The 20,147-nt window shown below is 63.3% G+C and carries 18 protein-coding genes; 7 read left to right on the plus strand and 11 right to left on the minus strand.

Features of this window, described 5'->3' with window-relative positions; genetic code table 11:
- Window positions 1-35 precede the first annotated feature (35 nt).
- Window positions 36-527: a hypothetical protein gene (locus ATN37_RS09025; protein WP_003944993.1), complete on the minus strand. Its 492-nt coding sequence runs from the start codon at window positions 525-527 to the stop codon at window positions 36-38.
- A 77-nt stretch (window positions 528-604) separates the two neighbouring features.
- On the opposite strand from ATN37_RS09025, the gene ATN37_RS09030 reads away from it, so the two are divergent.
- Entirely contained in the window at window positions 605-946 is a 342-nt protein-coding gene (locus tag ATN37_RS09030; RefSeq protein ID WP_003944783.1) for a metallopeptidase family protein, read from the plus strand.
- 106 nt (window positions 947-1,052) lie between these two features.
- Window positions 1,053-1,661 (plus strand): hypothetical protein, encoded by a 609-nt coding sequence (locus tag ATN37_RS09035; RefSeq protein ID WP_003945014.1) that lies wholly within the window; start codon window positions 1,053-1,055, stop codon window positions 1,659-1,661.
- A gap of 11 nt (window positions 1,662-1,672) precedes the next feature.
- On the opposite strand, the gene ATN37_RS09040 is transcribed toward ATN37_RS09035, so the two are convergent.
- The 8 genes from ATN37_RS09040 to ATN37_RS09075 form a co-directional block, all read right to left on the minus strand.
- On the minus strand, window positions 1,673-2,725 hold the full coding sequence (locus tag ATN37_RS09040) for a ferrochelatase (RefSeq protein ID WP_047270404.1): 1,053 nt from the start codon (window positions 2,723-2,725) through the stop codon (window positions 1,673-1,675).
- An 84-nt stretch (window positions 2,726-2,809) separates the two neighbouring features.
- A complete protein-coding gene (gene inhA / locus ATN37_RS09045; RefSeq protein ID WP_003944803.1) occupies window positions 2,810-3,607 on the minus strand; it encodes an NADH-dependent enoyl-ACP reductase InhA in 798 nt (265 codons plus the stop codon).
- A 54-nt stretch (window positions 3,608-3,661) separates the two neighbouring features.
- Complete coding sequence (gene fabG1 / locus ATN37_RS09050; protein WP_007727875.1) at window positions 3,662-4,411, minus strand: 3-oxoacyl-ACP reductase FabG1; 750 nt, start codon at window positions 4,409-4,411, stop codon at window positions 3,662-3,664.
- Window positions 4,412-4,481: 70 nt separating this feature from the next.
- Window positions 4,482-5,462 (minus strand): VWA domain-containing protein, encoded by a 981-nt coding sequence (locus ATN37_RS09055; RefSeq protein WP_003944878.1) that lies wholly within the window; start codon window positions 5,460-5,462, stop codon window positions 4,482-4,484.
- Complete coding sequence (locus ATN37_RS09060; RefSeq protein WP_003944991.1) at window positions 5,459-6,451, minus strand: DUF58 domain-containing protein; 993 nt, start codon at window positions 6,449-6,451, stop codon at window positions 5,459-5,461. Before ATN37_RS09060 ends, ATN37_RS09055 begins: the two co-directional genes overlap by 4 nt.
- A complete protein-coding gene (locus tag ATN37_RS09065) occupies window positions 6,448-7,644 on the minus strand; it encodes a MoxR family ATPase (protein ID WP_063316407.1) in 1,197 nt (398 codons plus the stop codon). Before ATN37_RS09065 ends, ATN37_RS09060 begins: the two co-directional genes overlap by 4 nt.
- A 150-nt stretch (window positions 7,645-7,794) precedes the next feature.
- Window positions 7,795-9,378 carry an NlpC/P60 family protein gene (locus ATN37_RS09070; RefSeq protein ID WP_218695028.1) on the minus strand — a complete coding sequence of 528 codons (1,584 nt, stop codon included), beginning with the start codon at window positions 9,376-9,378 and terminating at the stop codon, window positions 7,795-7,797.
- 451 nt (window positions 9,379-9,829) lie between these two features.
- Entirely contained in the window at window positions 9,830-10,420 is a 591-nt protein-coding gene (locus tag ATN37_RS09075) for a DUF6676 family protein (RefSeq protein WP_021332993.1), read from the minus strand.
- A gap of 456 nt (window positions 10,421-10,876) precedes the next feature.
- On the opposite strand from ATN37_RS09075, the gene acnA reads away from it, so the two are divergent.
- Both acnA and ATN37_RS09085 read left to right on the plus strand, forming a co-directional pair.
- A complete protein-coding gene (gene acnA / locus ATN37_RS09080) occupies window positions 10,877-13,678 on the plus strand; it encodes an aconitate hydratase AcnA (RefSeq protein WP_007727883.1) in 2,802 nt (933 codons plus the stop codon).
- A 180-nt stretch (window positions 13,679-13,858) separates the two neighbouring features.
- Complete coding sequence (locus ATN37_RS09085) at window positions 13,859-14,425, plus strand: TetR/AcrR family transcriptional regulator (RefSeq protein WP_003944970.1); 567 nt, start codon at window positions 13,859-13,861, stop codon at window positions 14,423-14,425.
- A 60-nt stretch (window positions 14,426-14,485) separates the two neighbouring features.
- On the opposite strand, the gene ATN37_RS09090 is transcribed toward ATN37_RS09085, so the two are convergent.
- Window positions 14,486-16,117: an ABC-F family ATP-binding cassette domain-containing protein gene (locus ATN37_RS09090; RefSeq protein ID WP_218695029.1), complete on the minus strand. Its 1,632-nt coding sequence runs from the start codon at window positions 16,115-16,117 to the stop codon at window positions 14,486-14,488.
- 128 nt (window positions 16,118-16,245) lie between these two features.
- Here ATN37_RS09090 and ATN37_RS09095 point away from each other — a divergent pair, with 128 nt between their 5' ends.
- Window positions 16,246-17,031, plus strand: coding sequence for an SDR family oxidoreductase (locus tag ATN37_RS09095; protein ID WP_218695031.1), 786 nt, complete (start codon window positions 16,246-16,248; stop codon window positions 17,029-17,031).
- A 10-nt stretch (window positions 17,032-17,041) separates the two neighbouring features.
- Complete coding sequence (locus tag ATN37_RS09100) at window positions 17,042-18,172, plus strand: lycopene cyclase family protein (RefSeq protein ID WP_218695033.1); 1,131 nt, start codon at window positions 17,042-17,044, stop codon at window positions 18,170-18,172.
- Between the two features lie 14 nt (window positions 18,173-18,186).
- On the opposite strand, the gene ATN37_RS09105 is transcribed toward ATN37_RS09100, so the two are convergent.
- The gene (locus ATN37_RS09105) at window positions 18,187-19,158 is read right to left on the minus strand and encodes an alpha/beta hydrolase family protein (RefSeq protein ID WP_003944869.1); all 972 of its coding nucleotides are present in this window, start codon (window positions 19,156-19,158) and stop codon (window positions 18,187-18,189) included.
- A gap of 140 nt (window positions 19,159-19,298) precedes the next feature.
- Between ATN37_RS09105 and ATN37_RS09110 the strand changes: the two genes are divergently transcribed.
- Window positions 19,299-20,147: a Ku protein gene (locus tag ATN37_RS09110; protein WP_058226742.1), complete on the plus strand. Its 849-nt coding sequence runs from the start codon at window positions 19,299-19,301 to the stop codon at window positions 20,145-20,147.

The following is a 20,147-nucleotide window of genomic DNA, read 5'->3' on the forward strand; positions in this document are numbered from 1 at the left end:
TTCAATAGCTATTTTCAAGCAAACCTTTTGATCGATCAACCCACAGTCTTGTGATTGATCGCGATATGGCGGTCGATGCGAATATGTTCATCCAGCGTCGGGTAGCGCAAACCGGTGTCCTGGCTGTACCCCTGACGGCGCAACCAATCCAGGACGTCGCCCCAGAACCAGATCCCCCCGGCAACCGAGTTGTACGGAATCGGGAAAGGCGTAGCCGCCTGCCGGACCCCTCGCACCCACTGCCCGACAGCTTGCCGCGTCACCCCCGCACGGTCGGCAATGTCCTGACGTGACACCAGATCGGGATGTGTCCGCTGGGGACGCACGCCTGCAGCCACCAACTGGTCCACCACTGTGATAGCCGTTGTCGCCGCTCGCATACCTTCCGAGGTGAGCGTCAGCAGCTGCAGCCCGCGTCGGTCCTCGACCCTTCCGCCCAAGCTCTCTTCGATCGCCTGCTCTTGCGAGACTGTCAGCATCTGAACGATGAATGTGAATTCGTAACGGTGATAGAGGTCTTCGGCCACGCAATGAACATAGCCGTAAGCTGCACTGTTTCCACATGGACACACCCGGATCCCGCCCCCGCACGCACAATGGGCAAATGATCGACGTGGACGACAGCCAGTTCGAAGACATGGTCAAGCGGGCGCTCGACAGCCTGCCACCGAAATTGGGTGCGGAGATGGCCAATGTCGCAGTGACCGTTCAACTCGAAGGTGGACGACCGGGGCTACTCGGGCTGTATCAGGGCATCCCACTGACCAAGAGAACCACCACGTACGCCGGCGTCCTTCCCGACCGCATCACGATCTACCGCAGGGCCATCTGTGCGATCTGCAGCACCGAAGACGAGGTGATCGAGCAAGTTCGCCGAACAGTGATCCACGAAATCGGCCACCACTTCGGGATCGGAGATCCCCGGTTGCGTGAACTCGGATGGTGACAACCGACTCATCTACAAGTCGGAAATCAGCTAGAGGTTGATAATCGGCGAATTGTCATGTCAGCTGTACCAAACCCGCAACAATTGAACACTTACAGGAGTTCGCATGGTCAATTTGATCCAGATCGCCCCGAAGAATGCCCCGACGTTCGCGATGAGCCGACAGAAGGCCGCAGAACTGCTGGGCATCTCGGTCGACAGCGTCGCGTTTCTCCTCAAGTCTCGCTATCTCCCGGATCTGGACGCCGGTCGGTTGATCTCGATGGCCAACCAGCCCTGGTTGTACTCGGACGGCGACTTTCCCGTCCTTCAGCAGGGCGCATCCGAACTTGCACCCAAGAAGATGCTGCCCGCACGTAAGTACATCGGCGAGAGCGCAATTCACTCCGACGCCGAATGCGTGGAGGCCAACCAGGGGCAGTGGGCGGGATTCAACGTCGACCATGTGCTCGGCGCCCGCTTCCTGCCTGTGACGCTGCGCAAGTTTCCGGTGTCGGTGCTGCAGATCCACGACGTCAACGACGACGACGAAGAACGCGTCTCGTTTGTCGCGACCCTCGCCGGGCGAGTCCGCGAACTGGGCGCGCCCGAACTCAACTACATAGACCCGTCACTGAGCCCCGAGGATCGACAGATCGTCGAGACGCTCCTCACCTCGCGCAGCACGTCCACCGTTCCCGGGCCCTGCGGAAAGCTCAAGCATCCGAACACCTGAGCACCGGACCGTCAGCGGGGACGCTGAACGGCCGCGCAGCAATTGACCGCACACGAGAGACCGTTGGTGGTCGAGCCGAGCAGCGGCTCGACCCCCAGTCGCAGTGGCTGCTCGGCCTCGGCCAGTTCCCGAACGAGCGTGGGCACCAGCTGCGCGAAACGCTGATCGCGGCCGGGCGTTGCTGCCCGAACGAAATCCATCCCGAGTTCGGCTGCCTTGTCCTTGGCCTCGGTGTCCAGGTCCCACACCACTTCGAGGTGATCGGAGACGAAACCGACGGGGCATACGATCACGGCGCGAACATCCTTGGCGGACAACGTATCCAGGTGATCACAGATGTCGGGGTCCAGCCACGGAACCTGCGGCGGGCCTGATCGCGACTGCCACACCAGATCGAAATCCTCGGCGCCGACGGCCTCGGCAACCAACTTCGCGGCCTCGGCGACCTGTCGACTGTAGAGGTTTCCGCCCTCTGCCGGAGGCCCTGCATTGCGGTCTGCGGCACTCGGTACCGAATGCGCGGTGAACACCAGGCGCGCAGTATCGCGAGTCGCTTCGGGCAACTCTGCGCGGGCCGCGCGCACACCGTCGGCGAACGCGCCGACGACCAGCGGATGGTCGTAGTACTGGCGAAGTTTTGTCAGCGTCGGTGCGCCGTCACCGACCGCCTCACGGGCACGGGCGATGTCCTCGTGGTACTGCCGACATCCGGAGTAACCACCCCACGCCGACGTGGCGAACACGGCGGCGTTGCGGACACCGTCCTCGCGCATCTTGGCAACGGTGTCTTCGACCATCGGGTGCCAGTTGCGGTTGCCGAAGTACACGGGCAAATCCACGCCGGCTGCTGCCAGCTCACCTTCGACCCGTTCGATCAGGTCTCGGTTGAGCGCGTTGATGGGCGAAACTCCACCGAAATGCATGTAGTGCTCGACAACGGCGTCGAGCCGCTCCGGTGGCACTCCCCTACCGCGCGTGACGTTTTCGAGGAACGGCCGTACGTCTTCGGGTTTTTCGGGACCGCCGAACGACAAAACGAGAAGAGCATCGAACTGCATGTCCATACTTACGGTCATGAGTTCAATCTTGCGCGATGCCGTTCGGCGGGAGTCACCCGGGTACTCACCTGCGTAGTAGAAGGGGTGCTACTAGCCGACCATCGCGTGGAAGCCGCCGTCGACGTAGATGATCGACGCGGTCGTGCCGGGCAACCAATCCGAGAGAACGGTGCAGACCGTTTTGGCGACCGGCTCGCGATCGTCGACGTCCCAGCCGATGGGCGCAGCACCGTCCCATGCGGTGTTCAGCTTGTCCAACTCCGCGCCCGGACCGGTGCTGTCACCGGCAATGGCTTTGGCGGCCAAGGTCTTGATCGGGCCGGAGGACACCAGGTTCGAGCGGATGCCGCGGACGCCGACCTCTTTGGCCACGTACCGATTGACGGCCTCGAGGGTCGCCTTGGAGACACCCATCCAGTTGTAGAACGGCATCGCGCGCGCCGGATCGAAGTCCATACCGACGATGGACGCGTTGTCGTTGAGCACCGGCAGCAAGGCCTTGGCCAGTGCGCTGTACGAGTATGCGGACACCTCGAGTGCGACCGCCACGTCTTCCCACGGCGCGTCCATGAACGGGCTTCCCAGGCAGGAGCGGGGAGCGAAGCCGATCGAGTGGACGACGCCGTCGATACCCTCGGGAGCCAGCTCGCGCACACGCTCGGCGAGAGAGGCGAGATCCTCCGAGCTCTGGACGTTGAGCGAGATTGCCGGCGGCACGGGCTGCGGCAGTCGCTGGGCGATGCGATCGATGAGGCGCAGACGATCGAATCCGGTGATCAGTACCTTCGCGCCCTGCTCCTGCGCGACCTTGGCCACGTGGAACGCGATCGACGAATCGGTGATGATGCCGGTGACAAGAATGGTCTTACCCTCGAGCAAGCCGCCCATGAGATGTCCTCCTGATTTCAGACGTACGAGAAAGGTGTGTGTACGAAAAGCGGGTCAGTGCCCCATGCCGAGTCCACCGTCGACGGGGATGACCGCACCCGAGACGTAGGCCGAATCGTCGGAGGCGAGGAAACTGACAACTGCTGCAACATCTTCCGGCTTTCCGGTCCGCTGCAACGGGATGAACTCGGTGGCCTTGTCCTTGACGTCGTCGCCCAGTGCTGCCGTCATGTCGGTCTCGATGAACCCTGGTGCGACGACGTTGGCGGTGATCGAACGTGAGCCGAGTTCCCTTGTCAGGGAACGAGCGATACCGACGATGCCTGCTTTGGACGCGGCGTAGTTGACCTGGCCGGCTTGTCCTGCCAGACCCACCACAGAGCCGAGGAAGATGAACCGTCCGAAACGCGCGCGCAGCATCGAACGGGTCGCACGCTTCGAGAGGCGGAACGTACCGGTGAGGTTCGCGTCGACGACGCTCGTGAACTGCTCTTCGCTCATTCGCATGATCAGTGTGTCGTCGGTGACGCCGGCATTGGCGACGATGACCTCGACCGGCCCCTGGTGCGCTTCGACCTCTTTGAACGCACGGTCGATCGACTCGGTGTCGGTGACGTCGCACACGACGCCGAACAACCCTTCGGGGACACCGGAACCGCGGTGCGTGACGGCTACCTTGTGGCCGTCTGCGGCGAGCCGCTGAGCGACGGCCAAGCCGATTCCGCGGTTACCGCCGGTGACGAGCACCGAGCGAGGTGTGGTGACGGTCCGTTCGGAAACCACTGTCGTGGGAGGGGTAGACATGGCGATCAACCTATCAATTCTCTGCGGGCCGCGTACCAGCGGTATTTGGACAATTCGGAACTGCTCTCGATCAGGGCAGACGCTGCCTGCGTACCAGGGCAATCGTCAGACCAGCGGTCGCGAACACGACGCCGAGGACCAACCACGGTCGACTCGCGTCTCCTCGTGTCGTCTCGAAACCGATCTGCTCTTCGAGCGTGTCGTACACCTGGCGCAGTTCTTCGAGGCTCGATGCCGTGAAGAAACTTCCGCCGGAAAGGTTGGCGATCTCCTTCAATGACGCGTCGTCGACCGGGACGGGGATTCGGTCTCCTTCGATCTCGACTCGCCCGTATGTCGTTCCGAAGGAAATGGTCGAGATCGGAACGCCCTTGTCCTTGGCCTGACGGGCAGCGGTGAATCCGCCCCGCGGATCGTCCGAGTTCTCGGGAACGGTCTGCTTACCGTCGGACAGCAACACGATGCGCGCCGGTGGCGCCTGGTCGCTGCCGCCGAGAACAGCCGACAGCGTGTCGATCGACTGCAACGAGGTGAAGATCGCTTCGCCCGTCGCCGTTCGCTCACTGAGCTTGAGGTTGTCGATGGCGACCTTCGTCGCGTCACGATTCGTGGTGGGCGACACCAGAACCGAAGCCGTTCCGGCAAATGCGACCAACCCGAGGTTGATGCCGGGAGTCAGACCGTCGGCGAACGACTTCGCAGCTTCCTGCGCTGCTGCCAATCGCGTCGGCTCGACGTCGGTGGCCTGCATCGACAGCGACACGTCGATCACGAGGATCACCGTGGCACGGTTTCGCGGGACCTTCTTGTCTGCCGTCGGACCGGCAAGGGCGACGGTGAAGAACACCAATGCGATGACCATCAGAATCGCCGGAATGTGACGCCACCGCCCGGGCCGCGAAGGCGCGACCTTCTCCAACAGTGCGAAGTTCGTGAACCGAAGTGTGTGCTTGGCTCGCTGCTTCTGCACGAGTACGTAACCGACCACCAACGCGGCGATGACAGCGAGGAACAGCAGCCACCACGGTGCGGTGAATTGAGAAAGACTCACGAACGAACGCCCCCAGTTCCGGCGCCGGCACCATAACTGTGTCGGCGTGCCGAGATGAATCTCACGACGTCGGCGATCCAGTCCCGATCGGTGTGCAGGGACATGAGCGGTGCGCCGCAACGACGTAGAGCTTGCCTGACCTCGACGCGGTGCTCGGCGGCGACTCTGGCGAAGTCGGCGCGCAGTTGCGGCGTCGTGGTGAATTCTCTGGTCCGGCCGGACTCGGGATCGTGGAGCACCACGTCGCCCACGTCGGGCAGTTCGAGGTCTCGCGGATCGACCACTTCGACACCGAGCACGTCGTGCCGTCCTGAAATGGCGCGCAGCGAGCGTTCCCAGTCGATCGGTCCGAGGAAGTCACTGATGACCACCGCCAGTCCGCGCCGACGCTGTGGGCGTCTGAGCGCTTCGATCGCGCCGACCAGATCACCGCGTACCCCGTCCGGCGCGTGCGGAGTCGTCGCGATCTTGCGGAGCATCGCCTGTGCGTGAATTCGCCCACCGCGGGCCGGAATTCGAGTTGTCTGTGCGCCGGTCGAGATGATGGCGCCGACGCGGTTACCGCCCGAACTGGTCAGGTGAGTGATCGCCGCGGCTGCGGCGACGACCAGGTCGCGCTTCTCGCATCCGGCGGTCCCGAAGTCGAGACTTGCGGACAAGTCGATGACGAGCCACGTCTCGAGCTCACGATCTGCGACCGACTGACGCACGTGTGGGTGCGTCGTCCGTGCGGTGACGGACCAGTCCATCTGCCGCACGTCGTCGCCCGGCTGGTACTCGCGGGCATCTCCCGGCTCCGAACCCGGACCGGGAATCAGGCCGAGATGATCGCCGTGCAGCACACCGTCGAGGCGGCGGCGAACCGTCAGCTCGAGGGTGCGCAGCGCAGCGGTGAGTTTGGGGTCGCTGAGCTCGCCGGATCGGAACGACGGCGGAGAACCGGTGGATCCGGCGGGTGTCGCCTGGCCACCGTCGCGGCCTTCGGTCACTGCGGGCGACTCATCGTCTCAGCGGTCGCGATCGGCGCGCCGTTGCCCTGCGGATTAGCTGTGCCCTGTGGGTTAGCTGTGCCCGGTGCGTTGAACTGCGGTGCTTGTGGTGCGGCCTGCTGGGGCGGACCGGGAACGGTGGGGACCGGCCGCGCGGCGATCTGCGGCAGTCCGACGGTCTGCAGCACCCGGGCGATGACGGCGTCGGGAGTCACCTCGTCGGCCATGGCGTCGTAGGAAAGAACGAGACGGTGACGCAACACGTCCGGGATCACCTCGATGACGTCCTGCGGCACTACGTAGTCGCGCCCGCGGACGAGAGCGAGAGCTCGCGACGCGGCGATGATGCCGAGCGTCGCGCGGGGTGAGGCGCCGTACGCGATCCAGCCGGCGACGTCCTCGAGTCCGACCTCACGCGGCGTACGCGTGGCGGCGATGACCCGGACAACGTAATCGACGAGCGCGTGGTGAACGAAGACGTTGCTGGCGACGCGTTGGAGCCTGACCAACTCCTCCGGACCGAGGATCTGGTGCGGCTCCGGGGCCGCGACGCCCATCCGATAGACGATTTCGCGTTCTTCCTCCACTGTCGGGTAATCGACGAGGATCTTGAACAGGAAGCGGTCGCGCTGCGCTTCGGGGAGCGGGTAGACGCCCTCGTTCTCGATGGGGTTCTGCGTCGCCATCACCAGGAACGGATCGGGCATGTGGTACCGCTTGCCACCGATCGAGACGTGGCGTTCTGCCATCACCTCGAGGAGCGCGGACTGCACCTTGGCCGGGGCACGGTTGATCTCGTCGGCCAACACGAAGTTGGCGACGACGGGTCCGAGTTCGGTGTCGAACTCCTCGCGGCCCTGACGGTAGATGCGCGTGCCGATCAGGTCGGTGGGCACCAGGTCCGGGGTGAACTGGACGCGGGAGAACGAACCGCCGACGACCTTCGCGAAAGTCTCGACGGCCAGCGTCTTGGCGACACCGGGTACGCCTTCGAGGAGGACGTGCCCCTTGGCGAGAAGTCCGACGAGAATGCGCTCGACAAGCCGGTCCTGCCCGACGATGACTCGCTTGACCTCGTAAATCGCTCGTTCCAAGGTCTGAACGTCGGCTGCCAGGGAAGGTGCTGCTCCGTCCGCACTTCCACTCGCCTTGCTTACGTCGACCGTTCCGACCGAATCTTCACGTGAGGTCACCAAGAATCCATCGCTTTCACCTAGAAAAGTACCGACAGTAACGTGTTCCCCGTCAACTATTCCAGGTAGTTGCGCTCGATGCCGTAACACCACGTCGGGAACTTGATACTTCCCTGACAATGCGGGTGTCAGCGGCATTTCCTCTGACGGTCAGGACACCAGTCGGACGGCGTACGGCGTCATTCCACCCCACCGAACCGGTGAGACCATGACACTCGAACCGGATTGTGGTGCCTCGAGCATCTGACCGTTACCGAGGTAGAGCGCCACGTGTTGGCTGGCGTTGGGGCCGTAGAAGATCATGTCGCCGCGCTTCATCTCCGAAGACGGAACCTGAGTGCCTGCGGTGTACTGATAGCCGGTGTAGTGCGGCAGCGAGATCCCGATGCCGGCAAAGGCATAAATCATCAAGCCGGAGCAGTCGAACCCGACCTTGTTGAAGTCGCCGTAACTGTCAGCGACGCCGCCGTCACGGATGCCTCGCGTCGGACCGTTCTCGTCGCCGCCGCCCCAGGCATACTGCACGCCTAGCTGAGACATTCCGCGGTCGATGACGGATTCGATTGCAGCGCTTCCGGTAACGGAAGGCTTCGGAGTGGTGGGTTTCGGCGTCGTCGGCTTCGGGGTGGTGGGCTTGGGCGTCGTGACCGTTTCCTCGTCGGTGCCGGTCTCTTCGTCCGTGCCTGTTTCCTCGTCGGTGCCGGTCTCTTCGTCCGTGCCTGTTTCCTCGTCGGTCCCTGTTTCTTCGTCAGTCCAGGTGTCGTCGTCGTCCGGGATGACGGTCGGAGTCGGGTCTTCGACCGCGGTGTGCGGACGCTGGGCCGCTGCCAGTGCGGCAGCTCGATCCTTGGCTGCCTGGTCGGCTGCGGCACGGGCGGCGGCCTGAGCGGCCGCTTCCTTGGCAGCGGCTTCGAGAGCCTTCTGATGCGCTTCCTCGGCACGGCGCTGTTCGTCCCAGGTCGCGTATGCCTGGCGTTGACCCTGCAAGCCGGCGACGGCGTTGCGGGCGGCGTCGAGCTGAGCCTGGGCAGAGTTGCGCTCGGCTTCGATCGCGGCCTTCTTGGCTACCTGCTGATCGAGAGCGTTGCGCGCGATCTGAATCGCTTGCTCCGCCAGATCCTTCAGCTGCGCGGCGACCTCGGCGGCGGCATCGGCCTGCTGCTTGGCCTGGCGGGTCGCGGAATCCTTGTTCGCCTGCTCGGTACGTGCTCGCTGGAGACCGTCGAGCACTGCACTCTGCGTATTGGCGAGAAGCTTGAGGACCTGCGCGCGGTCGAGAACGTCGCCAGGACCCTTGGCGTCGAGGAACGACGAGATCGACGCAGTGTTGGTGCCCTTGACGTAGCTCGAGCGTGCGTACTTGTCGAAGTCCGTCTGAGCGACCTCGATCTGCGCCGACGCGTCCTTCAGAGCTTGTTTCGTGACTCCGACGGCCTGCGCTGCGGAGTCTGCGGCGCCGCGAGCGTTCTGCAGATCCACGAGCGTCTTGTTGACGTCTTCACGCTTGATCGCAACTTCGTTGTCGAGTGCCGACAACTGTTCGTTTGCCGATGCGACTTGATTGATGAGCGCGCTGACGGTGCCGACGCTCGACGAGACCTGCGAATCTGCCGCGGCGATATCCGAGTCACTCGGATTCGGCGGCGGTGGCGGTACGGCCGAGGACATGGCCGGCGTCCCGACGATCAGGGATCCGACGACGCCAAATCCGATGACCAGTTGCGCCAGGCGCATCGATTTACGGGAAGGACCACGACGGGACTCGCCGCCACGTGTTACTTGCCTCACAAATAACTCTCCCTCGCGTGTAACGCCACGGCCCGCTGGGTCGCCGATCCGTGCGGGGAGGGAATGCGCAGACCAAGCACCGGTCGCCCACAGCCCGAGAGCTGCTCGTCGACCTGGACGTGCCGTACGAACGCCACCGTCGACACCTCGAGAACGAGGCAACCGACAAGTACGCGTCGAACAACATCAGCCTGTCTGCGACACTTCTTCCCCAAAAAGTGCCAGTTGTACCGTACGACACTCAAGCGTTCTTTGGAAACTTTAGCCACAAATAACACAAACGGTATTTGAGCTGGTCGAATGGCATGCAGGCACCAAAAAGGGCAGGTACTCACCGCAAACAGCAGTGAGTACCTGTTTTCGACGAGTTACTGAAAATCTCGCAAAAGGACCAAGGTCAGACGGAATCGGCCCGGTGGTCGGATGGTGCTGGTGTTTCCGAAGTCGAGGCGATATGTCTGGTTTGCGCGTTTTCTGGCTCTCGCCGCCACTTGACGGCAAAGGTAATTCCGGCAATAACCGCCACCACTGCGATGACAAGGACCGTGTAAAGCGTCCACGGCGGACCTGGCGCCACGATCTCGTGCGAGAAGCGGTCCGCGGTCACGCTTGCGCTTTCGCCGAAAGATCGGTCCTGTGCAGTTTCGAGCTGCACTCGACTGATCGAATCGCTGTAGCTACCCATCCAGTCAGGGCTCAGAACGAGAACCGTTCCGCCTTCTGTTTTGCCGACCGTCGTGGCCAGGTCTCGAAGATCGGACGGCCGGCCCGGATTTGCGTCGACTACTACGACGCTCAAGTCGACACCACGTTCACGAGCGTCGGTCACCACCGCGGTCAGCCCCGCAACATCATCCGCGGGGGCGGAGACGCCGTCCGTCGAAATGTCCGCGAGCACGTCGTCGAGATCGACGTCCGACGGAACAGCGACGTGCAACGGGGACTTCACGTGCACAGGCGCAAAAGCGTGATTTGTAGGAGCAGACATCTCTCATCCGGGTGCTGTTCGGATTCCGTCCACCGCTGAGATGCGGGGAGTTCTTCCGAGGTCGTTTTTCGGCGGCCGACCCGCGACGGGCCTGCATGCACCCTACTTCAGGTCGACTGCCACCAGGCGTCACACACAACCGCCGCGCGTGCCGCCCGAGCGGTAGCTGTGGGTGCGGTCACCCAGCCAAGCCTGCGTTGCGCAGGCCCGCAGTCTGCATGAAGATTGTTTCGGTCAACTTGCCCTGAATTCTCACAGGACAAGCGTACTGTTAGACTTGGACCAAGAGGTACCACCGGTCAGGACAGGTTCTACTGCAGCTCCGATGTTCGGACAGTTCTCACGCGAACTGTGCGATTGGCGTGAGCTACGGAGGATCTTCCCGGCCGAAGTACCTCGCTTCAGCTGCCGACACAGCCCCGTCGGTAGCGACCCTCATAGACGAGTGGAGCAGACGTGAGCACCAGTATCGATTCATTCGGAGCCAAGGGAACCCTCGAGGTCGGTGAGAACTCTTACGAGATCTTCCGCCTCTCGGCCGTCCCCGGCACCGAGAAATTGCCCTATTCCTTGAAGGTTCTCGCCGAGAACCTTCTCCGCACCGAAGACGGCGCCAACATCACCGCGGATCACATCCGCGCAATCGCAAGCTGGGATCCCTCAGCCGAGCCGAGCATCGAAATCCAGTTCACGCCTGCCCGCGTGATCATGCAGGACTTCACCGGCGTTCCTTGCATCGTCGACCTCGCCACCATGCGTGAGGCCGTCACCACCCTCGGTGGCGACCCGAACAAGGTCAACCCGCTCTCCCCCGCCGACATGGTCATCGACCACTCGGTCATCCTCGACGTCTTCGGCCAGGCCGACGCACTCGAGCGCAACGTCGACCTCGAATACGAGCGCAACGGCGAGCGTTACCAGTTCCTCCGTTGGGGCCAGGGCGCATTCGACGACTTCAAGGTCGTCCCCCCGGGAATGGGCATCGTTCACCAGGTCAACATCGAGTACCTGGCACCCACCGTCATGTCGCGTAACGGACAGGCATACCCCGACACCTGTGTCGGCACCGACTCGCACACCACGATGGTCAACGGCCTCGGCGTGCTCGGCTGGGGCGTCGGCGGCATCGAGGCCGAGGCAGCAATGCTCGGCCAGCCCGTCTCCATGCTGATCCCCCGCGTCGTCGGATTCAAGCTCTCCGGTGAGATCAAGCCCGGCGTCACCGCAACCGACGTCGTGCTCACCGCCACCGAGATGCTCCGTAAGCACGGCGTCGTCGGCAAGTTCGTCGAGTTCTACGGCAACGGTGTTGCCGAGGTTCCGCTCGCGAACCGCGCGACGCTGGGCAACATGAGCCCCGAATTCGGTTCCACCGCAGCGATCTTCCCGATCGATGCCGAGACCATCGAATACCTGCGCCTCACCGGCCGCAGCGACGAGCAGCTCGCTCTCGTCGAGGCGTACGCCAAGGAACAGGGCCTGTGGCACAACCCCGACAAGGAACCCGTCTTCTCGGAGTACATCGAGCTGGATCTGGGAACCGTTGTTCCCTCGATCGCCGGCCCGAAGCGCCCGCAGGACCGAATCCTGTTGTCGGAGTCCAAGACTGCGTTCCGCAAGGACATCCACAACTACGTGGAAGAGAACCACCCGACCGAGCACACCCAGCTCGACGAGGCCGTCGAAGAGTCCTTCCCGGCTTCCGATCCCGCGGTTCTGTCGTTTGCCGACGACGGAGCGGTCGACGTTCTCTCTGCTGCCAACGGTGCAGAAGGCCGTCCGAGCAAGCCGGTCGTCGTCAAGTCCGACGCCGGTGAGTTCGTTCTCGACCACGGCGCCGTCGTCGTTGCAGGTATCACCTCCTGCACCAACACGTCCAACCCGTCGGTCATGCTCGGTGCTGCACTGCTCGCACGCAACGCCGTCGAGAAGGGCCTCGCCACCAAGCCGTGGGTCAAGACCAACATGGCTCCCGGTTCGCAGGTCGTCACCGATTACTACGAGAAGGCCGGCCTGTGGCCGTACCTCGAGAAGCTCGGTTACTACCTCGGCGGTTACGGCTGCACCACGTGCATCGGTAACACCGGACCGCTGCCCGAGGCAGTCTCGAAGGCCATCAACGACAACGACCTCTCGGTCACCGCGGTGCTCTCGGGTAACCGTAACTTCGAGGGACGTATCTCCCCCGACGTCAAGATGAACTACCTGGCTTCCCCGCCGCTCGTGATTGCCTACGGCCTCGCCGGAACCATGGACTTCGACTTCGAGACCGATTCGCTCGGTAACGACACCGACGGAAACCCCGTCTACCTCAAGGACATCTGGCCGTCCACGCAGGAAATCGAAGAGACCATCAAGTCCTCGATCGACCAGGACATGTTCCGCAAGTCGTACGCCACCATCTTTGCGGGCGACAGCCGCTGGCAGAACCTCGAAACCCCGAAGGGTGACACCTTCGAGTGGGACGAGAACTCCACCTACGTGCGGAAGCCACCTTACTTCGACGGCATGACGATGGATCCGGCTCCGGTCAAGGACATCAAGGGCGCTCGCGTCCTCGCACTGCTCGGCGACTCGGTCACCACCGACCACATCAGCCCGGCAGGTCCGATCAAGGTCGGCACCCCCGCTGCGCAGTACCTCGACTCCCATGGCGTCGAGCGTGCGGATTACAACTCGCTCGGCTCGCGTCGCGGTAACCACGAGGTCATGATTCGCGGAACGTTCGCGAACATCCGTCTGCGCAACCAGCTCCTCGACGACGTCTCGGGTGGTTACACCCGCGACTTCACGCAGGAAGGCGCACCGCAGGCATTCATCTACGACGCGTCGCAGAACTACCAGGCAGCCGGCATCCCGCTGGTCGTCCTGGGCGGCAAGGAGTACGGCTCCGGATCCTCGCGTGACTGGGCAGCCAAGGGCACGAGCCTGCTCGGCGTCAAGGCCGTCATCACCGAGTCGTTCGAGCGCATCCACCGCTCCAACCTGATCGGCATGGGCGTTGTCCCGCTGCAGTTCCCGGTCGGCGAGTCCGCAGGTTCGCTCAAGCTCGACGGCACCGAGACCTTCGACATCGAAGGTGTCGAGAAGCTCAACGAGGGCGTCACCCCGAAGACCATGAAGGTCACGGCGACGCGCGAGAACGGCGAGAAGGTCGTGTTCGACGCAGTCGTACGCATCGATACCCCCGGCGAAGCGGATTACTACCGCAACGGTGGCATCCTGCAGTACGTGCTTCGCAACATGATCCGGGGCTAGTAGGCACTACGTGCCTGTGAGCACTTTCGGCCCCTGACGGGTCACAAAGCGCTCACGACCACTTTCGCCGGAAGGCGAACCAGGTTTCATCGGTGGTCGTGAGCGCTTTGTGCACTGAGTCGACATTCAGCGCCTACGGCCGAAAGTGCTCACAGGCAACCCGACAAAGGAGGGATGCCCGTGCCCAAGGTCAGTGAAGACCATCTCGCGGCACGGCGCAGTCAGATCCTTGACGGCGCCCGCCGCTGCTTTGCGGAATACGGCTACGACGGCGCCACAGTTCGCCGTCTCGAAGAAGTCACCGGTTTGTCCCGCGGAGCGATCTTCCATCACTTCAAGGACAAGGACGGCCTGTTCCTCGCTCTCGCAAGCGAGGATGCGAGCCGGATGGCAGATGTCGTCGCCGAAGAGGGCCTCGTCCAGGTCATGCGGGACATGCTCGCGCAGCCCGACCAATTCGATTGGCTGGGAACGCGACTGGAGATAGCGCGTCGACTGCGCAACGACGCCGATTTCCGCGAGAAGTGGTCACAGCGCTCCGTAGAACTGACGGAAGCGACCAGTGCGCGCCTCGCCAGACAGAAATCGGCAGGCAGACTCCGTGACGACGTCCCCACCGAAATTCTGATCGGGTATCTGGATCTGGTGATGGACGGCCTGGTCGCGAGAATCGCCTCCGGCCACGGCGTCGACAACCTGTCAGCGGTTCTCGATCTGGTCGAGGAATCGGTGCGGCGGAGAGATTGAGGGGCTTCGCCCCTGTGCGCCTTTTTGGTAGTTCCCACTACCAAAAAGGCGCACAGGGGGTTAGGCGAGCTGGATCAGCTCGAGGTATTCCTGCGACCAGTGGTCCTCGTTGCCGTCGGGCAGGAGAATGACCCGCTCGGGGTTGAGTGCCTCGGCAGCGCCCGGATCGTGGGTGACCAGGACGACGGCACCGGTGTAGCTGCGGAGCGCGTCGAGCACCTGCTCGCGTGAGATCGGGTCCAGGTTGTTGGTGGGCTCGTCGAGAAGCAGAACGTTGGCAGCCGAAGACACCAGACCGGCCAGAGCCAGACGCGTCTTCTCACCACCCGAGAGCGTTCCGGCCGGCTGTTCGAGCTGCGGGCCGGTGAACATGAAGGCACCGAGCAGCGAACGCAGTTCCTGCTCCCCTGTGTCCGGCGCGGCGTGGCGGATGTTCTCCCACACGGACGCGTCGTCGTCGAGGGTGTCGTGCTCCTGAGCGAAGTAGCCGACCTTGAGTCCGTGACCGGCGATCAGCTCACCCGCGTCCGCCTTCTCCGCGCCCGCGAGGATGCGGAGCAGCGTGGTCTTACCTGCACCGTTGAGTCCGAGGATAACCACACGAGACCCACGATCGATCGCGAGATCGACACCGGTGAAGATCTCGAGCGAGCCGTACACCTTGGTGAGGTTCTTGCCCATCAGCGGAGTCTTGCCACAAGCGGCGGGTTCGGGGAAACGAATCCGCGCAACCTTGTCCGAGACACGTTCGGCATCGAGGTTCGCCATCAACTTGTCGGCTCGCTTGGCCATGTTCTGAGCCGCGACGGCCTTGGTTGCCTTTGCGCCCATCTTCGCGGCCTGAATCCGCAGCGCACCGGCCTTCTTCTCGGCATTGGCGCGCTCACGGCGACGACGCTGCTCGTCCGTGGCACGAGCGTCGAGGTACTTCTTCCAGTTCATGTTGTAGACGTCGGCCTCACCGCGGACGGCATCGAGGAACCACACGCGGTTGACGACGTCGTTGAGCAGGTCGACGTCGTGGCTGATGACCACCAGTCCACCCTCGTGGTTCTGGAGGAAGCCACGCAGCCAGGTGATGGAGTCGGCGTCGAGGTGGTTGGTGGGCTCGTCGAGCAGCAGAGTCGTGTCCGAGCGGGCACCGCTGCCGTCGGAGGCGGCGAAGAGGATGCGCGCCAATTCGACGCGACGACGCTGACCGCCGGACAGCGTGCTGAGCGGCTGCCCGAGAATGCGGTCTTCGAGTCCGAGGCTGCTGGTGATGCGTGCAGCTTCACTCTCGGCTTCGTATCCGCCGAGGGCCGAGAACCGATCCTCGAGCTGACCGTACTTCTTGACCGCGCGGTCCTGCGATTCCTGATCGAGCACCTCGCCCATCAGAATCTGCTGCTTCTCCATCTCGCGGAGCATCGTGTCGAGGCCACGTGCGGAGAGAACCCGGTTCTTGGCGAGGACGCTCAGGTCGCCCTCTTTGGGGTCCTGCGGGAGGTATCCGAGTTCACCGGTACGTACGACGCTTCCGGCATATGCCTCACCTTCGCCGGCGAGGATGCGCAGTGTGGTCGTCTTTCCGGCTCCGTTACGTCCGACGAGTCCGATCCGGTCGCCCGGCTGGATGCGCAACGAAGGCCCGGGAGCCGTGAGAAGGGTGCGGACACCGGCACGAACTTCGAGGTCAGTGGCGGTAATCAAGCAAACTCCTCAGGAAAACGACGAATACGGGTAAACAATGCCTGACTACAGACACAAGAACTATCGATTTTACCGTGACCTGACGGTCGTTCCGACCAGCAGCGTGTGAGTCCGCTAACGTTCGGGACATGACTAGCGAAAACAGCACTCGTCCTCGCGACCTCGAAGGCCGTGCCGCCATCGTCACCGGCGCAAGTCGCGGAATCGGCAAAGCTGTCGCCGCCGAACTCCTCGCTCGCGGTGCCGACGTCTTGATCACAGCCCGCAAGCCGGAGCCCCTCGATGCCGCCGCATCCGAGCTGTCCGCTCTGGGGCACGGCGGAAAGGTCGTCGCATTCGCGGGCAACGCAGCCGATGCCGAAGCCCGCTCCGGTGCCGTCGACCGCGCCGTGTCCGAATTCGGTTCACTCGACATTCTGGTCAACAACACCGGAATCAACCCCGTCTTCGGTTCGCTCATGGAAGCGGACCTCGACGCCGTGCGCAAGATCTTCGACGTGAATGTGGTTGCCGCCCTCGGGTACGTCCAACAAGCACATCGGGCATGGATGGGCGAACACGGTGGAGCCGTCGTGAACCTGGCAAGTGTGGCCGGGATCCGGTCGACGGGCGTCATCGCCGCGTACGGCGCGTCGAAGGCTGCGCTCATCCGCCTGACGGAAGAACTGGCCTGGCAACTGGGACCGAAGATTCGTGTCAACGCCGTAGCTCCCGGGATCGTCAAGACGCAGTTCGCGGCAGCCCTGGTCGCTGCCGGCGAGGACAAGGCGTCGGCGGGCTACCCGATGAAGCGGCTCGGCACCCCCGAGGACGTTGCCGGCTTGGTCGGCTTCCTCGTCTCCGACGCGGCGGCGTGGATCACGGGCGAAACGGTCCGGGTCGACGGCGGTCTGCTCGCAACGGGATCGATGTAGTGCGCCAGTCGTGAGCACAGACAACTCCTCCGCCGACGTGGTGATCGTCGGTGGCGGCCCGGCCGGGCGGGCACTCGCCACCCGCTGTATCGCCCGGCAACTCACCGTCGTCGTTGTCGATCCGCATCCCCATCGGGTGTGGACGCCGACCTATTCGGCGTGGGCTGACGAGCTGCCGTCGTGGCTGCCGGTCGATGTGATCGCAAGCCGGATCGAACGCCCGAGCGTGTGGACCCGCAGACAGAAGACGCTTGATCGCACATATTGCGTATTGAATACATCTTTACTGCAATCATTTCTCTCGGGCACATCCGTACAGTTCAGAGCCTTGCGTGCTCAAACACTGTCACCTACCGCCGTCCTGTGCGTGGACGGATCGCAGCTGACAGGTTCCGTCGTCATCGACGCCCGGGGTACCGAACTGACGGTGACAACCGCCCAGCAGACCGCCTTCGGAGTGATCGTCGACCGCGCGCTGGCCGATCCGATTCTGGGTGGTGGCGAAGCCTGGTTCATGGACTGGCGAACAGACAACGGCGCCTCCGACGCCGACACTCCGTCGTTTCTCTATGCGGTCCCACTCGATGACGAGCGAGTTCTCCTCGAGGAGACCTGCCTCGTCGGCCGGCCGGCGTTGGGGCTCCGCGAACTCGAAGCGCGTCTGCGCACCCGGCTTCGCAATCGGGGCTGCGAAGTCCCCGACGACGCACCGGTCGAGCGAGTCCGTTTTGCAGTCGAAGGCCCGAAGGAATCGTTCCCCGACGGTGTCCTCCGTTTCGGCGGGCGAGGCGGTCTGATGCATCCGGGAACCGGATACAGCGTTGCCTCGTCACTCGCCGAGGCAGACGCTGTCGCCAAAGCAATCGCCGACGGTGGAGATCCCAACGCGGCGCTCTGGCCGCGGTCGGCCAAGGCGGTGTCTGTCCTTCGCCGCGTTGGCCTGAACGCACTTCTCACCCTCGGCTCGAGAGAGGTCGCGACATTCTTCGACACGTTCTTCGATCTACCGGTCGAGGCTCAGCGGTCCTACCTGTCCGATCGGCGGGACGCGTCCGCGACGGCGAAGGTGATGGCAACCCTGTTCCGATCGTCACCGTGGCACGTCCGAAAGACGTTGATGCGCGCGCCGTTTCTGAGGTGAGCACTCCGGACCGACTACTGCGCTCCCATCGAGCCGGCGATCATCGGCCAGGAATTGTGTAGGTCGTCCTGCCAGTAGCCCCACGAGTGGGTTCCGGTCGGCTTGAAGTCGAAGGTCGCGGGGATGCCCAGTGCGTTCAGTCGGTCCGCCAAGCCGTGCGTGCACCCGTTGACCGCGGATTCGATGATGCCGCCGACGACGATCTGATTAAGGAGGGCTCCGGGATTTCCGTTCACATCGGGTGCCTGAAGGTTGTCGTGCGGACCTGGCAGCCCGGATCCGGTGGAAACGTACAGTGCGGTCCCCCGCAACTTCTCCGCGTTCACGACCGGATCGTTCTCGCGCCACCCCGGACCGTCGAACGGTCCCCACATGTTTGTCGGATCAGCGCCACCCCGCGCGCCGACCACCAACCGCACATAGTCCTGACCCGGCTGGGTGGAAGTCTCCGCGCACCCGCTGTAGGCCCCGACACTCCGATAAAGCCCTGGTGCCGAGATCGCGAGATTGAGTACCGACGTCGCCGTCATCGAAATCGCCGCGATGGAGTTGACCCCGTTGGTACCGAACTGCGCATCGATGACGGGCGGCAGTTCGCGAGTGAGGAACGTCTGCCACTTGTTGCGCCCGAGTACGGGATCGTCTTTCTGCCAGTCGGTGTAGTAGCTGAACGCTCCTTCCAGCGGCGTCACGACGTTGACGTTCTTGTCGGCGAAGAAGTCCAGGACATCGGTCCGTCCTTCCCACGTTGCACTGTCCTCGCCACCACCGGCGCCGTTGAGCAGATACAACGTGGGCCGTGGGGCGCTCGTGTCGGCGGGGAGGATCACCTCGAGTGGAATGTCGCGGCCCATCGCATCGGAGTGGACGCTGATGGTTACGGTGCGTGCCGGATCTGCGTTCGCGGGCCAAGGCGCAAACAGCAGTGGAACCAGTGAAATCGCCAGCGCCGCGGTGACGCGTCGACGGTAGGTTCGGATTCTCATCGGAGCGTCTCCCCAGGTGTGCGAGTCGGGTTCTCGAAGCGGATACCCGCTCGATACGCCCCGAACCGACCCATCCACACGCAACGGTTCGGGATCAACCGTGATCGTTTGCCTCGCGCAAACGGCCGGCGGCGACCATCATGGGAGGCATGCGCTCGATTTGGAAAGGCTCGATAGCCTTCGGTCTGGTCAACGTCCCGGTCAAGGTGTACTCGGCGACCGAGGACCACGACATCCGATTTCACCAGGTCCATGCAAAAGACGGTGGCCGCATCAAGTACAACCGTGTGTGTTCCGAGTGCGGAAACACGGTTCAGTTCGCGGACATCGACAAGGCGTACGACTCGGAAGACGGATCGCGCGTCATCTTGAACGACGAGGACTTCAACAAACTCCCGGCTGCGGAGAAGCACGAGATTCCGGTGCTGGAATTCGTGCCGAACGATCAGATCGATCCGATCTTGTTCGAGAAGAGTTACTTCCTCGAGCCCGATTCGGCGTCGCCGAAGGCGTACGTCCTGCTTTCGACTGTGCTCACCGAGAGTGATCGAACGGCACTGGTGCATTTCACGCTGCGACAGAAGACGCGCCTGGCCGCGATGCGCGCTCGCGATGGTGTTCTGGTGATCCAGACCTTGCTGTGGCCCGACGAAGTTCGTGCAGCAGAGTTCCCTTCCCTCGACGACGTGGAGAAGCCGAAGGCGAAGGAACTGAAGATGGCGCAGACGCTCGTCGAGAGCATGGCGGGCGATTTCGATCCGACCGAGTTCACCGACGACTATCAGCTCCAACTGAGGCAGTTGCTCGACGAGATGATCGAGAACGGCGGCAAGAAGGTCATCCCGGCCGCCGAGGTCGACCAAGAGGGCACCGACGCAGAGGTGGTGGACCTGGTTGCCGCACTGCAGCGCAGTGTGGACGAAGCGAAGTCGAACGCCTCCAAGGCCGGCTCGTCGAAGTCGACTACACCGAGGAAGAAACGAGCCTGA

This window comes from Rhodococcus sp. MH15, assembly GCF_019266045.1.
GTDB lineage: Bacteria > Actinomycetota > Actinomycetes > Mycobacteriales > Mycobacteriaceae > Rhodococcus_F > Rhodococcus_F qingshengii.